We start from the raw sequence: 17,862 nt of genomic DNA on the forward strand, positions 1-17,862 counted from the left end.
CGGAAGACATCGTCGTGATCCGCCCGACAGTCTAGTGACGCGCTGCGCGTGCGTCCCGCGACGACGTCAGGTGACGCGCACGACTCCCCCTCGACGTCAACCCCCTGGGCGCCCGCGACCGGCCGGTCTACCGTGAGGGGACGGTCGGCGCCCACCGGCCGACGGACGGTTGGAGGGGACGATGAGCGAACCGCTGGATCCCGAGCGCGAGGGCGCCTACACCGATTCGGAGATCCCCGGGGATCCCGAGCCGCCCGTCCACATCAAGGGCGTCGAGGGCGACTACGCCGACTCCGAGCTCCCGGTCGACGCCGTGGTCCCGAAGCACCGGGCGGACGAGTCCGTCCCCGACGACGACGAGCGGGACCTGCCGCCCGGCGAGCGTCGCGTTCCCTGAGCCGACCGGCGGCAGCCGTCAGGCGAGGTCGCGGAAGCTGAGCGAGTCGGCGCCGTCGGTCGCCGCGGTCACGGTCGCGAACGCGTCGAACCCGTCGGCGGTGACGCGGTCGAGCAGCGCCTTCAGGTTCTTCACGCGCCGCTCGAGGCGGACCCGCGTGCCGGATGCCACGAGCTCGGACTTCAGCGCGACGAGGCGCAGCGGCGGGACATCCGCGTCGTGCACGAGCACGACGGCGCGCGGGCGTGCGTCATCGGCGATCTCGAGGAGGTCGACGATGCGCTCGAAGCCGATCGAGAACCCGCACGCGGGCACCTCCTGGCCGAGGAACCGCCCGATCATGCCGTCGTAGCGGCCGCCGCCGCCGAGCGAGTAGCCGAAGTCGGGGTGGGCGATCTCGAAGATCGTGCCCGTGTAGTAGCCCATGCCGCGCACGAGGGTGGGGTCGAACTCGATCGCCGCTCCGGGCAACGCCGCGCGGAGCGCGCGGAGGTCGGCGTAGGCGTCGAGGTCGAGCCAGGCGGGCGGCGGGACGACGCCGTCGTGCAGGTGCCAGTCGGCTGCGGCGAGCTGGCGGATCTCGTCGGCGACGTCGGCCTGCTCGACGCCGAGGTCGCGCAGCTCCGCGGCGACGCCGTCGGGCCCGATCTTGTCGAGCTTGTCGATCGTGATGAGCGCGCGCTCGCGAAGCTCCTCCGGAACCCCCCACGAGGCGAGGATGCCGGCGAGGATGCGCCGGTCGTTCAGCCGGATCGCGCAGCCGCCGAGCCCGAGCGCGTCGAGCGCGGCGAGCGTGGCGTTCAGCAGCTCGAGCTCGGCCAGCGGGCCCGCCTCGCCGATGATGTCGATGTCGCACTGCACGAACTGGCGGTACCGGCCCTTCTGCGGCCGCTCCGCGCGCCACACGGGCGCGATCTGGATGGCACGGAACACGGGCGGCAACGCGGCGCGGTGCGTCGCGTAGAACCGCGCCAGCGGCACGGTGAGGTCGTAGCGCAGGCCCAGGTCGGCGAGCGCGAGCGCGTCGCCCGCCTCGGCCGCCGTGCGCAGGTCGTCGCCCGTGAGGCCGCGCTTCATGACCGCGAACGCGAGCTTCTCGTTGTCGCCGCCGAGGCCCGCGTGCAGTCGGTGCGAGTCCTCCATCACGGGCGTCTCGATCTCATCGAAGCCGTGCGACGCGTACACGCCGCGGATCACGCCGAGGGCGTGCTCGCGTCGCGCCTTGTCGGCGGGGAGGAAGTCGCGCATGCCGCGCGGAGGGGTGACGGGTGCGGCCATGGTCCCCTATTGTTCCAGCCCGCGACGGCTCCGGCCGACTCGCCGCCCTTGCCCGCGGGTCAGTCCGCGGCCGCGCGCGCCTCGACCGCGCGCACCTCGGCCTCGAACGAGCGGATGGCGCCGCGCAGCGCGCGCTCGGGATCGAGGCCTCGGGAGCGGGCGGATGCCACGAGTGCGAGGAGTTCCGCCCCGAGCTCCTCCTCGGTGTCGGGCGCGGCCCAGCGCGAGGCATCCGCGGGCGCCGCGCCCGCCTTCTCGGCCTTGCCGATCACCTTGTCGGCCAGCGCGAGCGCCGGCATGCCCTTCGGCACGCCGTCGAGCACGCTCGTGCGGTGCGGCTTCTCGTCCTGCTTCAGGTCCTCCCAGAAGGCGACGACGTCGGCGGCGGTCTCGGCCTCGCGATCGCCGAAGACGTGCGGATGCCGCGACACCATCTTCGCCGTCATGTGGCGTGCGACGTCCTCGAGGTCGAACTCCTCCCCCGGCGTGTGCGCCGCGAGGTCGGCGTGGAAGAGCACCTGGTACAGCACGTCGCCGAGCTCCTCGATCATCTCGGCGCGGTCGCCCGACTCGATCGCCTCGACGAGCTCCCAGCATTCCTCGACCAGGTAGCGCACGAGCGACTCGTGGGTCTGCTCGGCGTCCCAGGGGCATCCGCCGGGCGCGCGGAGCAGGGCGACGGTGGCGATCAGCTCATCGAGGTCGGACATGCCCCCCAGCCTAGGAGCGGGTCGGGCGGAGGGCGCCGGTTAGGATGCCGGTCAGGAGTGCCGGGAAGCCTGGTCGGCCGACGTCCGCGTCGAGCTCGTCCGCCGACCCCACCAGACGGGAGACCGCATGCACGTCCTGCGATCCGAGCGCTTCGCCGCTCTCCTGCTCCTCGCCGCCGCCGCGCTCGGCCTGATCCTCGCGAACCTGCCGTTCGGCGACGCGCTCGTCGCGGCGAAGGAGGCGCACCTCGACCTGCCCTGGCTCGGGCTCGACCTGTCCGCCGGGCACTGGGCCAGCGACGGCCTGCTCGCGGTGTTCTTCTTCATCGTCGCGGTCGAGCTCAAGCGCGAGCTCGTGATCGGCGAGCTCAACTCGCCCGCGAAGGCGCTCCTGCCCGCGATCGCCGCCGCCGGCGGCGTGATCGTCCCGTCGCTCGTGTACGTCGCGTTCACGGCCGGGACGCCGACGGTGAACGGATGGCCCGTGCCGACCGCGACCGACATCGCGTTCGCGCTCGGCGTGCTCGCGGTGTTCGGCACGTGGATCCCCACCCGCGTGCGGGTGTTCCTGCTCGCGCTCGCGGTGCTCGACGACCTCATCGCGATCCTCATCATCGCGTTCTTCTTCACCGCCGAGGTCGACTTCGCGATGTTCGGGCTCGCCGCGGCCGCGGTCGCGCTGTTCGGCGCCGTGACCCGGCTCATGCGGCCGCGTTCGCCCTACATCCTCGCGCGGCGACCGCAGTGGCCGGTCATCCTCGTGCTCTGCGTGCTCGCCGGGCTGGCGTGGAACTGCACCTACCGCTCGGGCGTGCACGCGACGATCGCGGGCGTCGCGCTCGGGCTCGTCGCGTCGCGCCGGCCGGGCGGTCGCGCCGCGCACGCGCTCGAGCCGTGGTCGAACGCGGTCGTGCTCCCGCTGTTCGCACTGTCGGCGGCCATGGTCGCGATCCCGCGCGTGCAGCCGGGCGCGCTGGACCCGGCGTTCTGGGGCATCTTCGTCGGCCTGCCCGTCGGGAAGCTGGTGGGGATCACGCTCGGCGGCTGGGTGGGCGGACTCGTCGCGCGCCGCGCCCGCATCGGGATGCCGCTCGCGACCGGCGACCTCGTGGCGGTCGCGACGCTCGGGGGCATCGGGTTCACGGTGTCGCTGCTCATGAACGAGTTGGCGTTCGCCGGCCACCCCGCGGTCGCCGCGCAGGGCATCATCGCGGTGCTCCTCGGCTCGGGCGTCTCGATCGCCGCGTCCGGGTTCGTCGTGAGCGCGCGCTCCCGCTGGCACCGCGCGCACGGCGGCCACGCCGGGACGGGCGGCGCGCTGTCCCGGTGACGCCGGGCGGGCGCGCGCGGCGCGACGCGGGCTACTCGCCCGCCGCGGCCGCGGCCGGCTGCTCGACCGGGAAGATCACCTCGATGAGCCGCGACACCCAGCCGATGAGATCGGCGTCACCGGGCGCCTCACCGCCCGGGGTCGGGAACGGCACGAGGATCACGTCGTTCTGCGCGAACACCTTCGCTCCCGGGTACATCCGCTCGAGGCGCACGCGGCGCGAGTCCGGCAGCCTCGCCGGCGCGATGCGCAGCTTCGAGCCGGTCGCGATGACGTCGCTCAGCCCGACCAGCTGCGCCTGTCGGCGCAGTCGCGAGACCGAGATCAGGTGCTCGACCTGCTCGGGCAGGTCGCCGTACCGGTCGACGAGCTCCTCGACCACCTGGTCGATCTGGCCGTCCTTCGCCGCCGGCCCGGAGGCGGCCGACAGCTTCTGGTAGGCCTCGAGGCGCAGGCGCTCGCTCTCGATGTACTCCTCGGGGACGTGCGCGTCGACCGGGAGCTCGAGCCGGAGCTCGGTCTGGCCCTCCGCGACATCGCCGCGGAACGCCGACACGGCCTCGCCGATCATCCGCAGGTAGAGGTCGAACCCGACGCCCGCGATGTGCCCGGCCTGCTCGGCGCCGAGGAGGTTGCCGGCGCCGCGGATCTCGAGGTCCTTGAGCGCGATCTGCATGCCGCCGCCGAGCTCGTTGTTGGCGGCGATCGTCGAGAGCCGGTCGTGCGCGGTCTCCGACAGCGGCTTGTGCGGGTCGTACAGGAAGTACGCGTACGCGCGCTCGCGGCCGCGCCCGACCCGGCCGCGCAGCTGGTGCAGCTGCGACAGGCCGTACTTGTCGGCGCGGTCGATGATGATCGTGTTCGCGTTCTGGATGTCGAGGCCGGTCTCGATGATCGTCGTCGAGACGAGCACGTCGTACTTGCGCTCCCAGAAGTCGTTCACGATCTGCTCGAGCACGTGCTCGTTGAGCTGGCCGTGCGCGACCGCGATGCGCGCCTCGGGCACGAGTTCGGCGAGCTGCGCGGCGACGCGGTTGATCGAGGACACGCGGTTGTGCACGAAGAACACCTGTCCCTCGCGCAGCATCTCGCGACGCACGGCCGCGGCCACCTGCTGCTCGGTGTACGGGCCGACGTAGGTCAGGATCGGGTGCCGGTCCTCGGGCGGGGTCGCGAGCGTCGACATCTCGCGGATACCGGTGACGGCCATCTCGAGCGTGCGCGGGATGGGCGTCGCGCTCATGGCGAGGATGTCGACGTTGGTCTTCAGCTTCTTGAGCGAGTCCTTGTGCTCGACGCCGAAGCGCTGCTCCTCGTCGACGATCATCAGGCCGAGGTCCTTGAACTCCACCTGCTCGGTGAGGATCCGGTGCGTGCCGATGACGAGGTCGACCGTGCCGTCGGCCAGGCCCGCGACGATCTCGCGCACCTCCTTGTCGGTCTGGAACCGGCTGAGCTGGCGCACGTGCACGGGGAAGCCGGCGAACCGCTCCCCGAACGTCTCGAAGTGCTGCTTGGCGAGCAGGGTCGTCGGCACGAGCATCGCGACCTGCTTGCCGTCCTGGATCGCCTTGAACGCGGCGCGCACGGCGACCTCGGTCTTGCCGAAGCCGACGTCGCCCGCGAGCAGGCGGTCCATCGGGATCGGCCGCTCCATGTCGGCCTTCACCTCGTCGATGGTCTGCAGCTGGTCGGGCGTCTCGGCGTACGGGAACGCCTCCTCGAGCTCGTGCTGCCAGGGCGTGTCGGGGCCGAACGCGTGGCCCTTGGCGGCCATCCGCGCCGAGTAGAGCTTCACGAGCTCGACCGCGATGTCGCGGACGGCCTTGCGCGCCTTCGACTTGGCGCTCGCCCAGTCGCTGCCGCCCATCCTCGAGAGCGACGGCGCCTCGCCGCCGACGTACCGGCTCAGGAGGTCGAGCTGGTCCATCGGGACGTAGAGCCGGTCGCCGGCCTGGCCGCGCTTGGACGGCGCGTACTCGAGCACGAGGTACTCGCGCACGGCCTTGGGCTGCTGCTTGACGCCCGTGCGGCTCGGCCCCGTGGGGCGCGCACCCGTCGCGACCTCGCGCTGCACGAGCTCGACGAACCGGCCGATGCCGTGCGTCTGGTGCACGACGTGGTCGCCGGCCTTGAGCTGCAGCGGGTCGACCACGTTCCGTCGCCTCGTCGCGAGCTTCTTGCCCTGCCGGGCGTCGTACCCCGCGGCGCGCCCGTAGAACTCGGCCTCGGAGACCAGCCCGAGCTTGACCTCGGGCACCTCGAAGCCGCGCGCGGCGTCGGCCTGCACGAGGTACGCGACGCCGGGTTCGAGGTCGGCGGGGACCTCCTCGACGATGCGCGCGGCCTGCCCCGCGTCGGCGAGGACGTCGCGCGCGCGCTCGACGAGGCCGTGGCCCGCGGCGGCCACCACGAGGCTCCAGCCGTCGGCGAGCCGCTCCGAGACGTGCTGGACGGCGCCGTCCACGTTGCCCTGGAAGCCGGGCATCGCGGTCGCGGCGACGCGCACGTACGAGGCATCCGGCCCTGCGGAATCCTCGGCCGCCTCGCCCGCGTCGAAGCTCGAGACGGTCCACCAGGCGCGCGCCGGGTCCGGCTCGCCGGGCGCGCTGAAGAGCGTCGCCTCGCGCAACGTCCGAAGCGAGAGGAAGTCCCCCGAGTCGAGGTCGATCGGCGCCTCGGCGCCGACGGTCGCCGCGCTCCAGGCCGCGCCGAGGAACTCGCGGTTCGTCTCGGCGAGGCTGACCGCCCGGCCCGCGACCCGCTCGGGCGCGAGGACCGCGACGGCGGCGCCCGCGGGCAGGTAGTGGGCGATCGGCACGAGTCGGTCGACGAGCGCGGGCGCGAGGGATTCCATGCCCTCGGCCGGGATGCCCTCGGCGATCTTCTCGAGCATGCCCGAGAGGCTCGGGAACTCGTGCACCATCTCTCGCGCGCGCTGGCGGACGGCGGGCGTGAGCAGGAGCTCGCGGCTCGGCGGCAGTGCGACCCGGGCGAGCGGCTCGGGCAGCGACCGCTGGTCGGCGACCGAGAACGCGCGGATCTCCTCGACCTCGTCGCCGAAGAACTCGACGCGGACGGGGTGGTCGGCGATCGGCGGGAACACGTCGAGGATGCCGCCGCGGACCGCGAACTCGCCGCGGCGGGACACCATGTCGACGCGTGCGTACGCGAGGTCGACGAGGCGCAGCGCGATCGCGGACAGGTCGTGGCCGCGCCCGCCCGCGACGAGCTCGACCGGCTCGAGCGCGGCGAGGTTGTCGGCGAGCGGCTGCAGCGCGGCCCGCACCGAGGCGACGACGACAAGCGGATGCCCCGCGTCGCGCCCAGCGCTCTCGGCGAGCAGGCGGAGCGCGTGCAGCCGGCGCCCGACGGTCTCGGCCGACGGGCTGAGCCGCTCGTGCGGCAGCGTCTCCCATGCGGGGAACTCGAGCACCTCGGCACCCTCGGGCAGGTAGGGCGCGATGGATGCCCCGAGCGCCTGGCCCTCGCGGCTCGTCGCGGTGATCGCGAGGAGGACGGGCGCGAGCCCGGCGGCGGCACGGCGCGCGAGCAGTCCCGCGAGGAGTGGCGCGTCGATGCCGTTCGGCGCCGAGAAGTCGGCGTTCCGCTGGGCCTCGGCGAGCGCGCCGTCGATCGTGGAGGCACGCGAAAGCGCCGTGTTCAGACCCTGCAGACTCACCGTACGAGTCTAGGCCGCCCCGCCGACGGTGCCGGCGGCGCTCGACGCGGTCCGCGCCGGCCGCGCGACCGGTCGCGCGACCGGTCCGCACCGGTCGTCGGAGGGCTCCCGGTAGCATGGGCGCGCCGCATCCGGCCGTGCATCCGCCGATGCATCCGACCGTTCCAGACCCTTGGGAGTCCACCGCATGATCACCGCCGCCGCCGACGGATCCGCGCTCGGCAACCCGGGCCCTGCGGGCTGGGCCTGGTACGTCGACGACGACCGATGGGCGGCCGGGGGCTGGAAGCGCGCGACCAACAACCAGGGCGAGCTGAAGGCGGTGCTCGAGCTCCTCCGCGCGACCGCGCACCTCGACGACGAGCTGCTCATCCAGTGCGACAGCCAGTACGTCATCAACTGCGTGACGAAGTGGATGCCCGGCTGGAAGCGCAAGGGCTGGCGGAAGGCCGACGGCAAGCCCGTGCTGAACCAGGACCTGCTCCAGGAACTCGACGACGCCCTCGTCGGCCGCCGGTACCGCTTCGAGTGGGTGCGCGGGCACGCGGGGCATGCCGCGAACGAGGCGGCCGACGTCCGCGCCCGGGCGGCCGCGACCGCCTACCAGCAGGGCGGCGCGGTCCCGAGCGGACCGGGCTGGGCGGGCGCCCCCGCCCAGGGCCCGGTCGAGGATGCCCCGGCACCCCCCGCCTCGCTCGCCGAGGCCGCGGCCGAGGATCGGAAGTCGTCGGCCGACGCCACGCTCTTCGACTTCGACGACCCGACCGCCGACTGGCTGACCATGACGCTCGAGCTCACGAGCGAGGAGCACACCCGGCTCGTCGAGCGGGCCCGCGAGTCAGGACGGACGCCCGAGGAGTTCCTGCGCGGGCTGATCTGAGCCGATCGGCCCGCCGAGCGCGTCGATCACCGGGCACGCGCCCGGCTGCGGCGGTCGGTCGGCCAGCGCGACGAGCGCCGATCGGACGCGCAGCAGGTCGTCGACGCGGCGGTCGAGGTCCGCGAGCCGCTCGTCGAGGAAGCCGTCGATCGACGGCGGGGCGCCCAGGTCGGAGAGCGCGAGGAACTCGGCGATCTCCGACAGCGTGAACCCGAGCGCCTTGGCGCGGCCGATGAAGCGCACCCGCGCCGCCGTCGCCTCGGGGTAGCGCCGGTACCCGCCGGTGCTGCGGTCCGGTTCGGGGATGAGCCCGCGGCGCTCGTAGAACCGGATGGTGCTGACCGGCACGCGCGCCGCCGCCGCGAGGTCGGACGTCTGCATCACGCCGCCGCCCCCGCCGTCCCCCGTCGGACCGACGCGCGCCGCTGCTCGACCAGCCCGATCGCCTGCAGCACCGCCCAGGTCAGCTCCGCCACGAGGAACGCGACGATCACGGTGCTCGCGCCCGACGCCAGGGCGAAGATCATCCATGCCGAGAACGCTACGCGGCCCGCCGTGTCGATCGCGATGAGCGGGGCGATGGGGAAGAGGATGCGCGCGATCGCCCACATCGTCACGGCCGTGCCCATCATGCTCGTGAACATGAGCTGGACGGCGCCGAACTCCGGCACCGGCGCGCCGCCCGCACCGAACACGACGTGGAGCCAGCGCTGCAGGTCGAACATCCAGGTGGCGGTGAGCGGCGTCGCGAACGCGATCGTCACGACGAGGTCGTAGATCGCGCCGGCGCGGCCGAAGCGCACCGGGGCACCGGTGGTGGCGGGCACGGCGCCGGCGGGCCGGGCGTTCACGTGCGCGGCGGCGGGGGTCTGAGTCTGGTCCATGCCGACATGGTGAACCCTGCACCACGGTGCAGGGTCAAGTCCGTCAGGCCGCGCCGAGCCCGTTGAGCGCGTCCTGCACGATCGTGAGCCCGTCCATCCCGGGCAGCGCCGCGATCGAGTCATCCACCTTGCGCGCCGCGCGCCGGCCGGCCTCGCCGCTCATGAGCTGGGCCATGACGTGCCGGACCTCCTCGCGCGGCTGGATGCTCGACCCGACCGGCGCCCAGAACCGCTGGAGCGCGAAGCGGGTCACGACCTGCGCGCGCCGGCTCGCCGCGAGCCGCGTGCGCGCCTGCGACGTGTAGAACGCGACGTGGCGCGCCTCTTGGCGGGCGATCCGGCCGAGCAGTTCCGCGAGCACCGGGTCGTCCTCGAGCTCGGCCATCCGCTGGTACGCGGTGATCGCGCTCCACTCGTTCGCGGCGCCCCACGACATGTGCACCGCGATGAAGTCGGCGCCGACGAGCGCGCCCGCGACCGACTGCTTCACGGGGTCGAGCCGGTCGCGCCAGCCGAGCTTCAGCCGGCTCGCCTTGAGCGCGTCGTAGTCGACCGTGATGCCGTGCACGCCGAGCACGGCCGCGAGCGCCTCGCCGTGCCAGAACTCCTCGCGGTTCCACATCGTCATGAACGCGCCGACCTCGGGCTCGCGGTGCGACGGCGTCGTCAGCAGGTCGCGCGTGTAGCAGACCGTGTGGTACTCGACGTCGGCCATGTACCGCAGCGTGCGCAGCGTGCCGGGCGGCAGCGGGTGCGCACGGAAGTGGTCGAGGTCGAGGTCGTCCCAGTCCAGGCGCACCGAGGATGCCGCGTACCGGTCGATGTCGAACGCCATGGGCTCACGTCCCCCGAGCACGCGCTCGCGGAGCGCGTCGATCCCGCCGTCGTCGAGGCCCGGCAGCGCCCCGACGGGCGCGAGCGCCGCGACGAGCGCGGACGACCCTGGGGCGGCGCCGAAGGCCAGGCATGCGAAACGGGCGCGCTCGGCCGCGGTCCGGTCGGCGAGGCCGAGCGGGTACGCCTCGTCGCGCAGCTCCCGGCGGGCCAGGCGCCGCGCCGCCTCCGAGGCCGCGAGCCGAGCGGATGCCTCCTCGACGAGGAACCTCCCCTGCCGTTCGTGCACGCGCGCGAGGCGCGCGAACAGGTCGGCCGCGTCCGGCACCGCGACTCGTTCGGCCAGCGCCGCGAGCGCCGCGCACAGCACGGCGTCGTCGACCGCGAGCGAGGCGACGTGCGCGGCGACGAGCGGCGGGCCGGCGAAGAACGCGCCGAGGGCGCGGGGCACCGGCCCACGGCGCGCGCGCCGGTGGCCCCGACGCGGATCGGATGCCCCGACGACGGACTCCGCGCCCGGGGTATCCGGTTCGCGCCCGCCCGCGCCGAGCACGGCGCCGAGCGCGTCCGCGATCCAGAAGCGCTCGAACGACCAGGTGACGAGGAACGCGGTGACCCGGGCGTCCTTGTGCGTCGGGGTCACCAGCACGCGGCGCAGGTACGCCATCGTGCCGCCCTCGAGGTCGCGGAGCATGCCGACGAGGTCGAGGTCGTCGGGGCCGAGGCCGCGCACGTCGCCGATCGCGTCGCGGTGGCTTCCCGCGGCGTCGCGCGTATAGGCGGCGAGGTCGAACGCCGTGCCGGAGGTCGGCATGTGCCGGAGTCTAGTTCGCCGATGCGGCGGACGAGGAGGGAGCACGCAGCGCCCGACCCGACGAACCGGTCAGCTCGGCGAGTGGAACTTCTGCTGCGCGGCCACGAGGCCCAGGTCCACGACGGCCTCGACCGCGTCCGCGGCATCCGACAGCAGGATCGGCAGCGCCTGCCGCTCGGCGCCGGCGAAGTCCTTCAGCACGTAGTCGGCGGGGTCCTGCCGGCCCGGCGGGCGGCCGATGCCGACGCGCACGCGGGTGAAGTCGGGCGACCCGGTCGCCTTCTGGATGTCCCGGAGGCCGTTGTGCCCGCCATGTCCGCCGCCCGCCTTGAGCTTGATCGTGTCGAACGGGATGTCGAGTTCGTCGTGCACGACGACGAGCCGGTCGACGCCGAGCGAGTAGAACTTCAGGAGCGCCGAGACGGGCCCGCCCGAGGTGTTCATGTACGTGTTCGGCTTCGCGAGCACGAGCTTCGGGCCGCCCGGGCGCAGGAACCCCTCGGCGACCCGCGCCGGCGTCTTGTGGCTCTTGAACGTCGCGCCGATCCGGCCCGCGAGTTCGTCGAGCGCCATCTGCCCGACGTTGTGCCGGTTGCCGGCGTACTGGGCGCCCGGGTTGCCGAGGCCGACGACGAGCCAGGTGTTCTCGGCCATCGCGGCATCCTTCCGTGCGCCCTGCCTGCGGAACCACGCCATCCGCGCTCCGATCCGGGGGTGAGCGGGCCGATCGGCCCGCATCGAGCGTACCCGGTGCCCTCGGCGTCAGCCCGCGTGGACCGCCTGGTCGGTGCCCGTGTAGGCGACCGAGTCGGCGACCATGCCGAGCAGCGGAAGCCGGAGCCGGAGGAGCCGCCCGAGCGAGGCCGGGTCCGGTGCCGAGCCGGTGTCGATCACGTGCTCGACGCCGTCCTCCAGGATCGCGGTGATCGACGGGGTCCAGATGGTCGCGTTCCCCTCGACGACGAGCGTCGTCGCGGTCGTGTCCAGCCCGCCGTCGCCGGTCGGCACGTCGAGTCCGAACCCGTCGATGACGACGCGGTCGGCCGTGATCTTGAGCGCGCGCGACGTCGTGCCGTCGGCGAGGTCGACCGTGACGATCTCGATCGCGCGCAGGCCCTCGATCGAGAGGGTGCTCGCCGTGAGCGTGGCGGGGGTCGGCGTGAACACCATGCCGGCCGGGTCGGCCGGGGCGTCGGGAAGGGGGGCTACGGTCGTCGCGGTCTCCGGGGCGGTGTCTCGGGCGCCCGGCGCCGTCGGCGCGTCCGCGTCCGCGGACCGGCCGGCCGGGTCCGTCGTACCGACCGGAGCGGACGCCTCGGTGCCGTCGGCGGGCGGCGGCGTCGTCGCGACCGGTGCGGTCGCGTCGTCGGGGCACGGCTCGGCGTCCAGGAACGCCAGCACTCCGCCCGACGTGCAGCCGAGTTCGGTGCCGAGCGCGGTCGCGTGGGCGGTGCCGCCGCCGAAGACCAGGATGCCCGCGGTGAGCGCGGCGACGGCGGCTCGGCGCGTGCGCGTCCTCATGCGCGTTCCTCCGCGGCCCCCAGGGCGCCGGTCGCGAGTTCGCCGGTCGCGGGAACTGCGTCCGCGGCCGCGGCCTCGTCGCCGCCGGCCGGGCGCGCCTTCGGCCGCCAGGAGGCGACGACCACGCCGCCGATCGAGCCGAGCAGGAACCCGACGAAGAAGCCGCCGAGGTTCACGCCGACGAGCGAGTAGACCGAGATGATCATGGCGACGATGCCGTAGAAGAGGTGCTGTGCGGGCGAGCCGATCGCCAGCACGCCGCACACGATGAGCACGGCGGGCAGGATCATCGCCTGCGCGCCCTCGATGCCGACGTGCACGGTCATGCCGCCGAGCTGCAGCTGCGAGGAGAAGAACATCGCGACGCCGCCGAGCACGGTGATGAGCCCGCCGATCGTCGGCCGGGAGCGGAACCAGGCGGCGACGGGCCCGGCCTCCGTGCGGGCGGCGCTCGCATCGGCATCCGTCGCGATCACGTGCGTCGCGATCGCATCCGTCGCGATCGCATCGAACGCGCCGGCATCGAACGCGACGGGCGCCGGCGGCGGGGTGCCCGCCCGGCGGGCGCGCCGGCCGGCCGGGCGGGCGGCCGACTCGGCGGCGGAGGCGTCGAAGGTCGGGCCGAGGGTGTCGGGGTGGGCATCCATGTGATGGCTCCTCAGTCGTGGGTGGGGCGCGGCGCACGGCCTGGGCGGCGGCGGTCGCGCGGGTGCGGCTGGGCACCCGCGCGACCGCGCGGCCGGCTGCTAGAAGCAGGAGGCGGTGCCGTCGGCGACGACCGCGAGGTGCAGGCCCGCGAGGTTGAACGTGCCCGCCGTCGTGCTGTACGACGTCTGCTGGAGCCCGGTGATCTTCACGGCCTCGGCGTCCTGGGCGAACTCGCCCGCGGTGCCGGTGTGCAGGCCCTTCACGGTCGACGCGTCGACGCCGATGCGGATGTTCGTGAAGGTCGCGTCGCCCTTGAGGTCGCTCATGGCGATCTGGAGGTCGTGCGCGGTCACGGGCGTCTCGCCCTTGCCGGCCTCGATGCGCAGGCCGATCGGGCCGAGCACGTCGACCGACTGGCACAGGTTCTTCAGCGTGGCGTCGGTGATGTTCGAGATCGCGACCGGGGCCTGGCCCTTCGGGTCGCCCTTCTGGCCGGCCGTCGTGAGGGCGACGCCGGCGTACTGCGAGAAGCCCGTGCCCGAGAGCTCGTCGGCCGAGATCTTGAACGCCTTCCCCGAGACCGCGAACGAGACCGGCACCGCGCCCTGGGCGACGCCGCCCAGCAACAGGCTCGCGGCGACGCCGACCGGGACGGCGGCGAGCGCCACGCGGCCCACCCGCGAGCCGGTGAGGGACTTCAGCTTCATGGATCCTCCTTGATGCGACAGAAGCGCTGCGGCGGGAGCCGCAGGTGGGCGGCGCCATCGCCGCCCGAGGAGCGAGTGTAGGCATCCTGTTGACCCTCGGTCAACAACTATTGACCGTCAGTCAGCAAGAACTTCCGCGATTCTTCCGCGACGCCCCGCTAGGCTCGCCGCATGTCCGCCGCCCCCGACGAGCCGACGGTCGCCAGACGCGTCCGTCTCGCCCCCGACGAGCGCCGTGCGCAGCTCGTCGCGCTCGGCGTCGCCGCGCTGGCGGAGCATCCGCTCCAGGAGATCGACCTCGCCGCACTCGCCGCCCAAGCCGGCGTCTCGAAGGGCCTGGTCTTCCACTACTTCGAGTCGAAGCAGGGCTTCCAGCGCGAGATCGTGCGCACCGCGCGCGACAGCATGCTCCGGGCCACCGAGCCGCGCGAGGACCTCCCCCCGCTCGAACGGCTCCACGACACGCTCCTGCGGACGGTCGGCTTCGTGCGCGAGCACCGGGGCACGTTCGTCTCCCTGGTCCGCGGCACCGCGAGCGGCGACCCGCGCATCCAGGAGGTCGTCGAGCAGGCGCGCAAGGCGCAGGCCGCCCGGGTCGTGGCGCTCCTGGCCGAATGCGACGTGCAGGCCTCGCCCGAGCTGCGCATCGCGATCCGCGCGTGGATCGCGTTCGCCGAGCAGCTCCTCGTCGACGCCGCGCACGGCGCCGACCGGCCCGCCGAGCGCATCGTCGAACTCGCCGAGGGCGCGCTCGAGGGCGTCGTGCGGTTCGTCGACGAGCCGGCCGCGGCCGCGCTGTTCGACGCCTGACGGCGACGCGCCCGGCACTGCGACGCACGCAGCACGGCGACGCACCCGGAACGGCGAACCGCCCGGCACTGCGACCCGACCCGACGACGAGCCCCGGGAACGGCGAAGGCCCGTGGCCGGCGGGGCGGCTGATGCCGCCCGCGCCGGGCACGGGCCCGGATGCTGCGCGAGGGTTACTCGGCCGCGGCCTCCTCGGCGGCCTCCTCGGCGGGAGCCTCGGCTGCGGCCTCCTCAGCGGCCTCCTCGCCGAGGTCGACCTTCTGCGGCACGTGCACGTTGACGACGAGCGCCTCGGCGTCGCTCACGAGCGACGCACCCTTGGGGAGCACGACGTCCTTCGCGAGGATCTGGGTGCCCTCCTCGAGGCCCTCGACCGACACGACCACGTTCTCGGGGATGTGGGTCGCCTCGACCTCGAGCAGGAGCGTGTGGGCGTCGAGGTCGGCGATGGTGCCGGCCGCGGACTCGCCCTCGGTGTGCACCGGGACCTCGACCTGGACCTTCTCGCCGCGCTTGACGATGATGAGGTCGAGGTGCTCGATGACCTGGTGCACCGGGTCCTTCTGGACGTCCTTGACCAGCGTGAGCTGGCTCTTGCCCTCGATCTGCAGGTCCAGCACGGCGTTCGCCTTGCGGATCAGCAGGCCGGTCTCGTGGCCCGGGAGGGTCACGTGCTGCGGCTCGGTGCCGTGGCCGTAGATGACGGCGGGGATCTTGCCGGCGGCGCGCAGCTTGCGGGCAGCGCCCTTGCCGAAGGTCTCGCGGACCTCTGCGAGGATCTGGTTGTCTTCGTCCATGATGGATCTCCTTGCGGGCTCTGGCCCAGATGGGTGTCTGTCTTCAACTCGAACGCATGCGCGTGAGGAACAGCCGTGAAGCTCGCTTCCACCGCGTCGATCACGGATGCCCCGGCCGGATGCACCGGCGGTGAGGCATCCCTCGCCGAAGTTCTCGAACCTCCAGTCTACCGGATGCGCTGCGAGGTCGCTGGGCGGCCGGAACGACCGCGGTCGGCCCCCACGGCCGTGGCTATCCTCGAACCATGAGCTCGCGCCTGCACGACCTGGTCGTGGACTCGCTCGGCGGGCGCATCGTGGCCGGCGACCTGCGGGCGGGCGCGACGATGATGGCCGTCGACGTGGAGTCCGAGCTCGGCGTCTCCCGCTCGGTGGTCCGCGAGGCGGTGCGCGTGCTCCAGTCGCTCGGGCTCGTCGAGAGCGTGCGGCGCGTCGGGATCCGGGTCCGGCCGGAGGCCGACTGGAACGTCTTCGACCCGGCCGTCATCCGCTGGCGGCTGGCGTCCGACCGGCGCGGTTCGCAGTTGCGCTCGCTGACCGAGCTGCGCGCCGCGGTCGAGCCCGCGGCCGCCGAGCTCGCGGCCGTGCACGCGGCCGGGCCGCTCGCGACCGAGCTGCTCGCGACCGCCGAGCGCATGGCCGACGCCGGCCGCGACCGCGATCCGGTCGCGTTCCTCGAGCTCGACATCCGGTTCCACGCGCTCGTGCTCGCCGCCTCGGGGAACGAGATGTTCGCGAGCCTCGCGGACGCGATCGGCGAGGTCCTGCGGGGCCGGACCGAGCACGGGCTCATGCCCGCGCAGCCTCACGAGGACACGCTGCGGCTGCACCTCGAGGTCGCCGCGGCGATCGGCGACCACCGGCCCGACCTCGCGCGCACCGCGATGGAACGGATCATGCGCCGCACCGCGGGCGAGCTCGACGCCGCCTGGACGGACGTGCCCAGGGCCGCCGCCCCGCGCGCGTAATAAGTATGATTTATTCGCTACACTGAAGTCGTCCCCGAGCCGCGACGTCGTTCCGCCGCGGGCCTACGCTGGGACGCGAACCCCACTCACCGGAGTCGCCGCGGCATGCGGCGGAGGAGGAATCATGGCGGAAAGCCAGGCAGCAGCGAATATCGGGGTCGTCGGCCTCGCCGTCATGGGGTCCAACCTGGCCCGCAACCTCGCCAGCCGCGAGGGCAACACGGTCGCGGTGTTCAACCGCTCCGCCGAGCGCACCCGGACCCTCGTCTCCGAGCACCCCGAGGCCGGCTTCCTCGCCGCCGAGTCCTACGACGAGTTCGTCGCCTCGCTCGCCAAGCCCCGCACCGCGATCATCATGGTCCAGGCCGGCAAGGGCACCGACGCGGTCATCTCCGAGCTCGCCGCCCGCTTCGAGCCCGGCGACATCATCGTCGACGGCGGCAACGCGAACTTCCACGACACCATCCGCCGCGAGGCCGAGGTCTCCAAGACCGGCGTCCACTTCGTCGGCACCGGCATCTCCGGCGGCGAGGAGGGCGCGCTCAACGGCCCGTCGATCATGCCCGGCGGCACCGCCGAGTCGTACGCGACGCTCGGCCCGATCCTCGCCTCGATCGCCGCGGTCGCCGAGGGCGAGCCCTGCGTGACGCATGTCGGCACCGACGGCGCCGGCCACTTCGTGAAGATGGTGCACAACGGCATCGAGTACGCCGACATGCAGCTCATCGCCGAGGCCTACGACCTGATCCGCACCGGCACCGGCAAGAGCCCCGCCGAGATCGCCGACATCTTCACCGAATGGAACTCGGGCGAGCTCGAGAGCTACCTCATCGAGATCACCGCCGAGGTCCTGCGCCAGGTCGACGCCGAGACCGGCACGCCGCTCGTGGACCTGATCCTCGACGAGGCCGGCGCCAAGGGCACCGGCGCCTGGACCGTGCAGAACGCGCTCGACCTGGGCGTGCCCACGTCGGGCATCGCCGAGGCCGTGTTCGCGCGCTCGCTCTCGTCCAAGCGCGCCCAGCGCGAGGCCGCATCGGACCTCCCCGGCCCCTCGGGCGACTTCACGGTCGAGGACCCCGAGTCCTTCATCGAGGACGTCCGCCTCGCGCTCTACGCGTCGAAGATCATCGCCTACTCGCAGGGCTTCGACGAGATCATCGCTGGCGCCGAGCAGTACGGCTGGGACGTCAAGAAGGGCGACATCGCGAAGATCTGGCGCGCCGGCTGCATCATCCGCGCCCGCTTCCTCAACCGGATCGCGGACGCCTACGCGGAGGACCCGGCCCTGGTCGCCCTCGTCGTCGCGCCGTACTTCCGCGACGCCGTCGCGTCGGCGCAGGCGTCGTGGCGCCGCGTGGTGCAGGTCGCCGCGGGCGCGGGCATCCCGACCCCGGCGTTCTCCTCCTCGCTCGCCTACTACGACGGCCTCCGCGCGTCGCGCCTGCCCGCCTCCCTGATCCAGGGCCAGCGCGACTTCTTCGGCGCGCACACCTACAAGCGCATCGACAAGGACGGCGTGTTCCACACGCTGTGGTCGGGCGACCGGTCCGAGATCGAGACCGAGCCCAGCTGGCACTGATCGCACGGGCCCGGCCCGCT

17 protein-coding genes are annotated in these 17,862 nt (G+C 73.4%); 6 read left to right on the top strand and 11 right to left on the bottom strand.

What is annotated here, in order from left to right; all coding sequences use genetic code 11:
- The first annotated feature begins 181 nt into the window (after window positions 1-181).
- A complete protein-coding gene (locus tag ACDF64_RS17835) occupies window positions 182-397 on the top strand; it encodes a hypothetical protein (protein WP_394552685.1) in 216 nt (71 codons plus the stop codon).
- Window positions 398-415: 18 nt separating this feature from the next.
- Here the strand turns inward: ACDF64_RS17835 and hisS are convergent, their stop codons facing one another.
- Window positions 416-1,675, bottom strand: coding sequence for a histidine--tRNA ligase (hisS, locus tag ACDF64_RS17840; RefSeq protein ID WP_394552686.1), 1,260 nt, complete (start codon window positions 1,673-1,675; stop codon window positions 416-418).
- A 59-nt stretch (window positions 1,676-1,734) separates the two neighbouring features.
- Window positions 1,735-2,385: a MazG family protein gene (locus tag ACDF64_RS17845; RefSeq protein WP_394552687.1), complete on the bottom strand. Its 651-nt coding sequence runs from the start codon at window positions 2,383-2,385 to the stop codon at window positions 1,735-1,737.
- Window positions 2,386-2,512: 127 nt separating this feature from the next.
- Here ACDF64_RS17845 and ACDF64_RS17850 point away from each other — a divergent pair, with 127 nt between their 5' ends.
- Window positions 2,513-3,715, top strand: coding sequence for a Na+/H+ antiporter NhaA (locus ACDF64_RS17850; RefSeq protein ID WP_394552688.1), 1,203 nt, complete (start codon window positions 2,513-2,515; stop codon window positions 3,713-3,715).
- 31 nt (window positions 3,716-3,746) lie between these two features.
- Here the strand turns inward: ACDF64_RS17850 and mfd are convergent, their stop codons facing one another.
- Complete coding sequence (gene mfd, locus ACDF64_RS17855; protein WP_394552689.1) at window positions 3,747-7,397, bottom strand: transcription-repair coupling factor; 3,651 nt, start codon at window positions 7,395-7,397, stop codon at window positions 3,747-3,749.
- A 187-nt stretch (window positions 7,398-7,584) separates the two neighbouring features.
- Between mfd and ACDF64_RS17860 the strand changes: the two genes are divergently transcribed.
- Window positions 7,585-8,277, top strand: a complete 693-nt coding sequence (locus tag ACDF64_RS17860) for a ribonuclease H (RefSeq protein ID WP_394552690.1) — start codon at window positions 7,585-7,587, stop codon at window positions 8,275-8,277.
- Here ACDF64_RS17860 and ACDF64_RS17865 read toward each other — a convergent pair.
- The 7 genes from ACDF64_RS17865 to ACDF64_RS17895 form a co-directional block, all read right to left on the bottom strand.
- Window positions 8,236-8,658 carry a MerR family transcriptional regulator gene (locus ACDF64_RS17865; RefSeq protein WP_394555202.1) on the bottom strand — a complete coding sequence of 141 codons (423 nt, stop codon included), beginning with the start codon at window positions 8,656-8,658 and terminating at the stop codon, window positions 8,236-8,238. The genes ACDF64_RS17860 and ACDF64_RS17865 overlap by 42 nt on opposite strands.
- Complete coding sequence (locus ACDF64_RS17870) at window positions 8,658-9,161, bottom strand: hypothetical protein (RefSeq protein WP_394552691.1); 504 nt, start codon at window positions 9,159-9,161, stop codon at window positions 8,658-8,660. Before ACDF64_RS17870 ends, ACDF64_RS17865 begins: the two co-directional genes overlap by 1 nt.
- A gap of 43 nt (window positions 9,162-9,204) precedes the next feature.
- Entirely contained in the window at window positions 9,205-10,809 is a 1,605-nt protein-coding gene (locus ACDF64_RS17875; protein ID WP_394552692.1) for a hypothetical protein, read from the bottom strand.
- Window positions 10,810-10,878: 69 nt separating this feature from the next.
- The gene (gene pth, locus ACDF64_RS17880) at window positions 10,879-11,463 is read right to left on the bottom strand and encodes an aminoacyl-tRNA hydrolase (RefSeq protein WP_394552693.1); all 585 of its coding nucleotides are present in this window, start codon (window positions 11,461-11,463) and stop codon (window positions 10,879-10,881) included.
- A gap of 108 nt (window positions 11,464-11,571) precedes the next feature.
- The gene (locus tag ACDF64_RS17885) at window positions 11,572-12,330 is read right to left on the bottom strand and encodes a hypothetical protein (RefSeq protein ID WP_394552694.1); all 759 of its coding nucleotides are present in this window, start codon (window positions 12,328-12,330) and stop codon (window positions 11,572-11,574) included.
- Entirely contained in the window at window positions 12,327-12,977 is a 651-nt protein-coding gene (locus ACDF64_RS17890) for a DUF6114 domain-containing protein (protein ID WP_394552695.1), read from the bottom strand. The genes ACDF64_RS17885 and ACDF64_RS17890 overlap by 4 nt, the downstream gene beginning before the upstream one ends.
- A 99-nt stretch (window positions 12,978-13,076) precedes the next feature.
- Window positions 13,077-13,685, bottom strand: coding sequence for a DUF6230 family protein (locus tag ACDF64_RS17895; protein WP_394552696.1), 609 nt, complete (start codon window positions 13,683-13,685; stop codon window positions 13,077-13,079).
- A gap of 171 nt (window positions 13,686-13,856) precedes the next feature.
- Here ACDF64_RS17895 and ACDF64_RS17900 point away from each other — a divergent pair, with 171 nt between their 5' ends.
- Window positions 13,857-14,495 carry a TetR/AcrR family transcriptional regulator gene (locus ACDF64_RS17900; protein ID WP_394552697.1) on the top strand — a complete coding sequence of 213 codons (639 nt, stop codon included), beginning with the start codon at window positions 13,857-13,859 and terminating at the stop codon, window positions 14,493-14,495.
- Window positions 14,496-14,668: 173 nt separating this feature from the next.
- Here ACDF64_RS17900 and ACDF64_RS17905 read toward each other — a convergent pair whose 3' ends face one another.
- Window positions 14,669-15,292 (bottom strand): 50S ribosomal protein L25/general stress protein Ctc, encoded by a 624-nt coding sequence (locus ACDF64_RS17905; protein ID WP_394552698.1) that lies wholly within the window; start codon window positions 15,290-15,292, stop codon window positions 14,669-14,671.
- Window positions 15,293-15,537: 245 nt separating this feature from the next.
- On the opposite strand from ACDF64_RS17905, the gene ACDF64_RS17910 reads away from it, so the two are divergent.
- Complete coding sequence (locus ACDF64_RS17910) at window positions 15,538-16,260, top strand: FadR/GntR family transcriptional regulator (protein ID WP_394552699.1); 723 nt, start codon at window positions 15,538-15,540, stop codon at window positions 16,258-16,260.
- 124 nt (window positions 16,261-16,384) lie between these two features.
- Window positions 16,385-17,842 (top strand): NADP-dependent phosphogluconate dehydrogenase, encoded by a 1,458-nt coding sequence (gene gndA, locus ACDF64_RS17915; RefSeq protein WP_394552700.1) that lies wholly within the window; start codon window positions 16,385-16,387, stop codon window positions 17,840-17,842.
- Window positions 17,843-17,862 lie beyond the last annotated feature (20 nt).

The organism is Agromyces sp. MMS24-JH15, from assembly GCF_043518605.1.
Classification (GTDB): domain Bacteria; phylum Actinomycetota; class Actinomycetes; order Actinomycetales; family Microbacteriaceae; genus Agromyces.

Coding starts and splice junctions, on each gene's coding strand:
- ACDF64_RS17860 (WP_394552690.1), top strand. CDS start 7,585: ATGATCACCGCCGCCGCCGACGGATCCGCGCTCGGCAACCCGGGCCCT.
- ACDF64_RS17895 (WP_394552696.1), bottom strand. CDS start 13,685: ATGAAGCTGAAGTCCCTCACCGGCTCGCGGGTGGGCCGCGTGGCGCTC.
- hisS (WP_394552686.1), bottom strand. CDS start 1,675: ATGGCCGCACCCGTCACCCCTCCGCGCGGCATGCGCGACTTCCTCCCC.
- gndA (WP_394552700.1), top strand. CDS start 16,385: ATGGCGGAAAGCCAGGCAGCAGCGAATATCGGGGTCGTCGGCCTCGCC.
- ACDF64_RS17845 (WP_394552687.1), bottom strand. CDS start 2,385: ATGTCCGACCTCGATGAGCTGATCGCCACCGTCGCCCTGCTCCGCGCG.
- ACDF64_RS17870 (WP_394552691.1), bottom strand. CDS start 9,161: ATGGACCAGACTCAGACCCCCGCCGCCGCGCACGTGAACGCCCGGCCC.
- ACDF64_RS17850 (WP_394552688.1), top strand. CDS start 2,513: ATGCACGTCCTGCGATCCGAGCGCTTCGCCGCTCTCCTGCTCCTCGCC.
- ACDF64_RS17900 (WP_394552697.1), top strand. CDS start 13,857: ATGTCCGCCGCCCCCGACGAGCCGACGGTCGCCAGACGCGTCCGTCTC.
- ACDF64_RS17885 (WP_394552694.1), bottom strand. CDS start 12,330: ATGAGGACGCGCACGCGCCGAGCCGCCGTCGCCGCGCTCACCGCGGGC.
- pth (WP_394552693.1), bottom strand. CDS start 11,463: ATGGCCGAGAACACCTGGCTCGTCGTCGGCCTCGGCAACCCGGGCGCC.
- ACDF64_RS17905 (WP_394552698.1), bottom strand. CDS start 15,292: ATGGACGAAGACAACCAGATCCTCGCAGAGGTCCGCGAGACCTTCGGC.
- ACDF64_RS17910 (WP_394552699.1), top strand. CDS start 15,538: ATGAGCTCGCGCCTGCACGACCTGGTCGTGGACTCGCTCGGCGGGCGC.
- ACDF64_RS17875 (WP_394552692.1), bottom strand. CDS start 10,809: ATGCCGACCTCCGGCACGGCGTTCGACCTCGCCGCCTATACGCGCGAC.
- ACDF64_RS17890 (WP_394552695.1), bottom strand. CDS start 12,977: ATGGATGCCCACCCCGACACCCTCGGCCCGACCTTCGACGCCTCCGCC.
- ACDF64_RS17835 (WP_394552685.1), top strand. CDS start 182: ATGAGCGAACCGCTGGATCCCGAGCGCGAGGGCGCCTACACCGATTCG.
- ACDF64_RS17865 (WP_394555202.1), bottom strand. CDS start 8,658: ATGCAGACGTCCGACCTCGCGGCGGCGGCGCGCGTGCCGGTCAGCACC.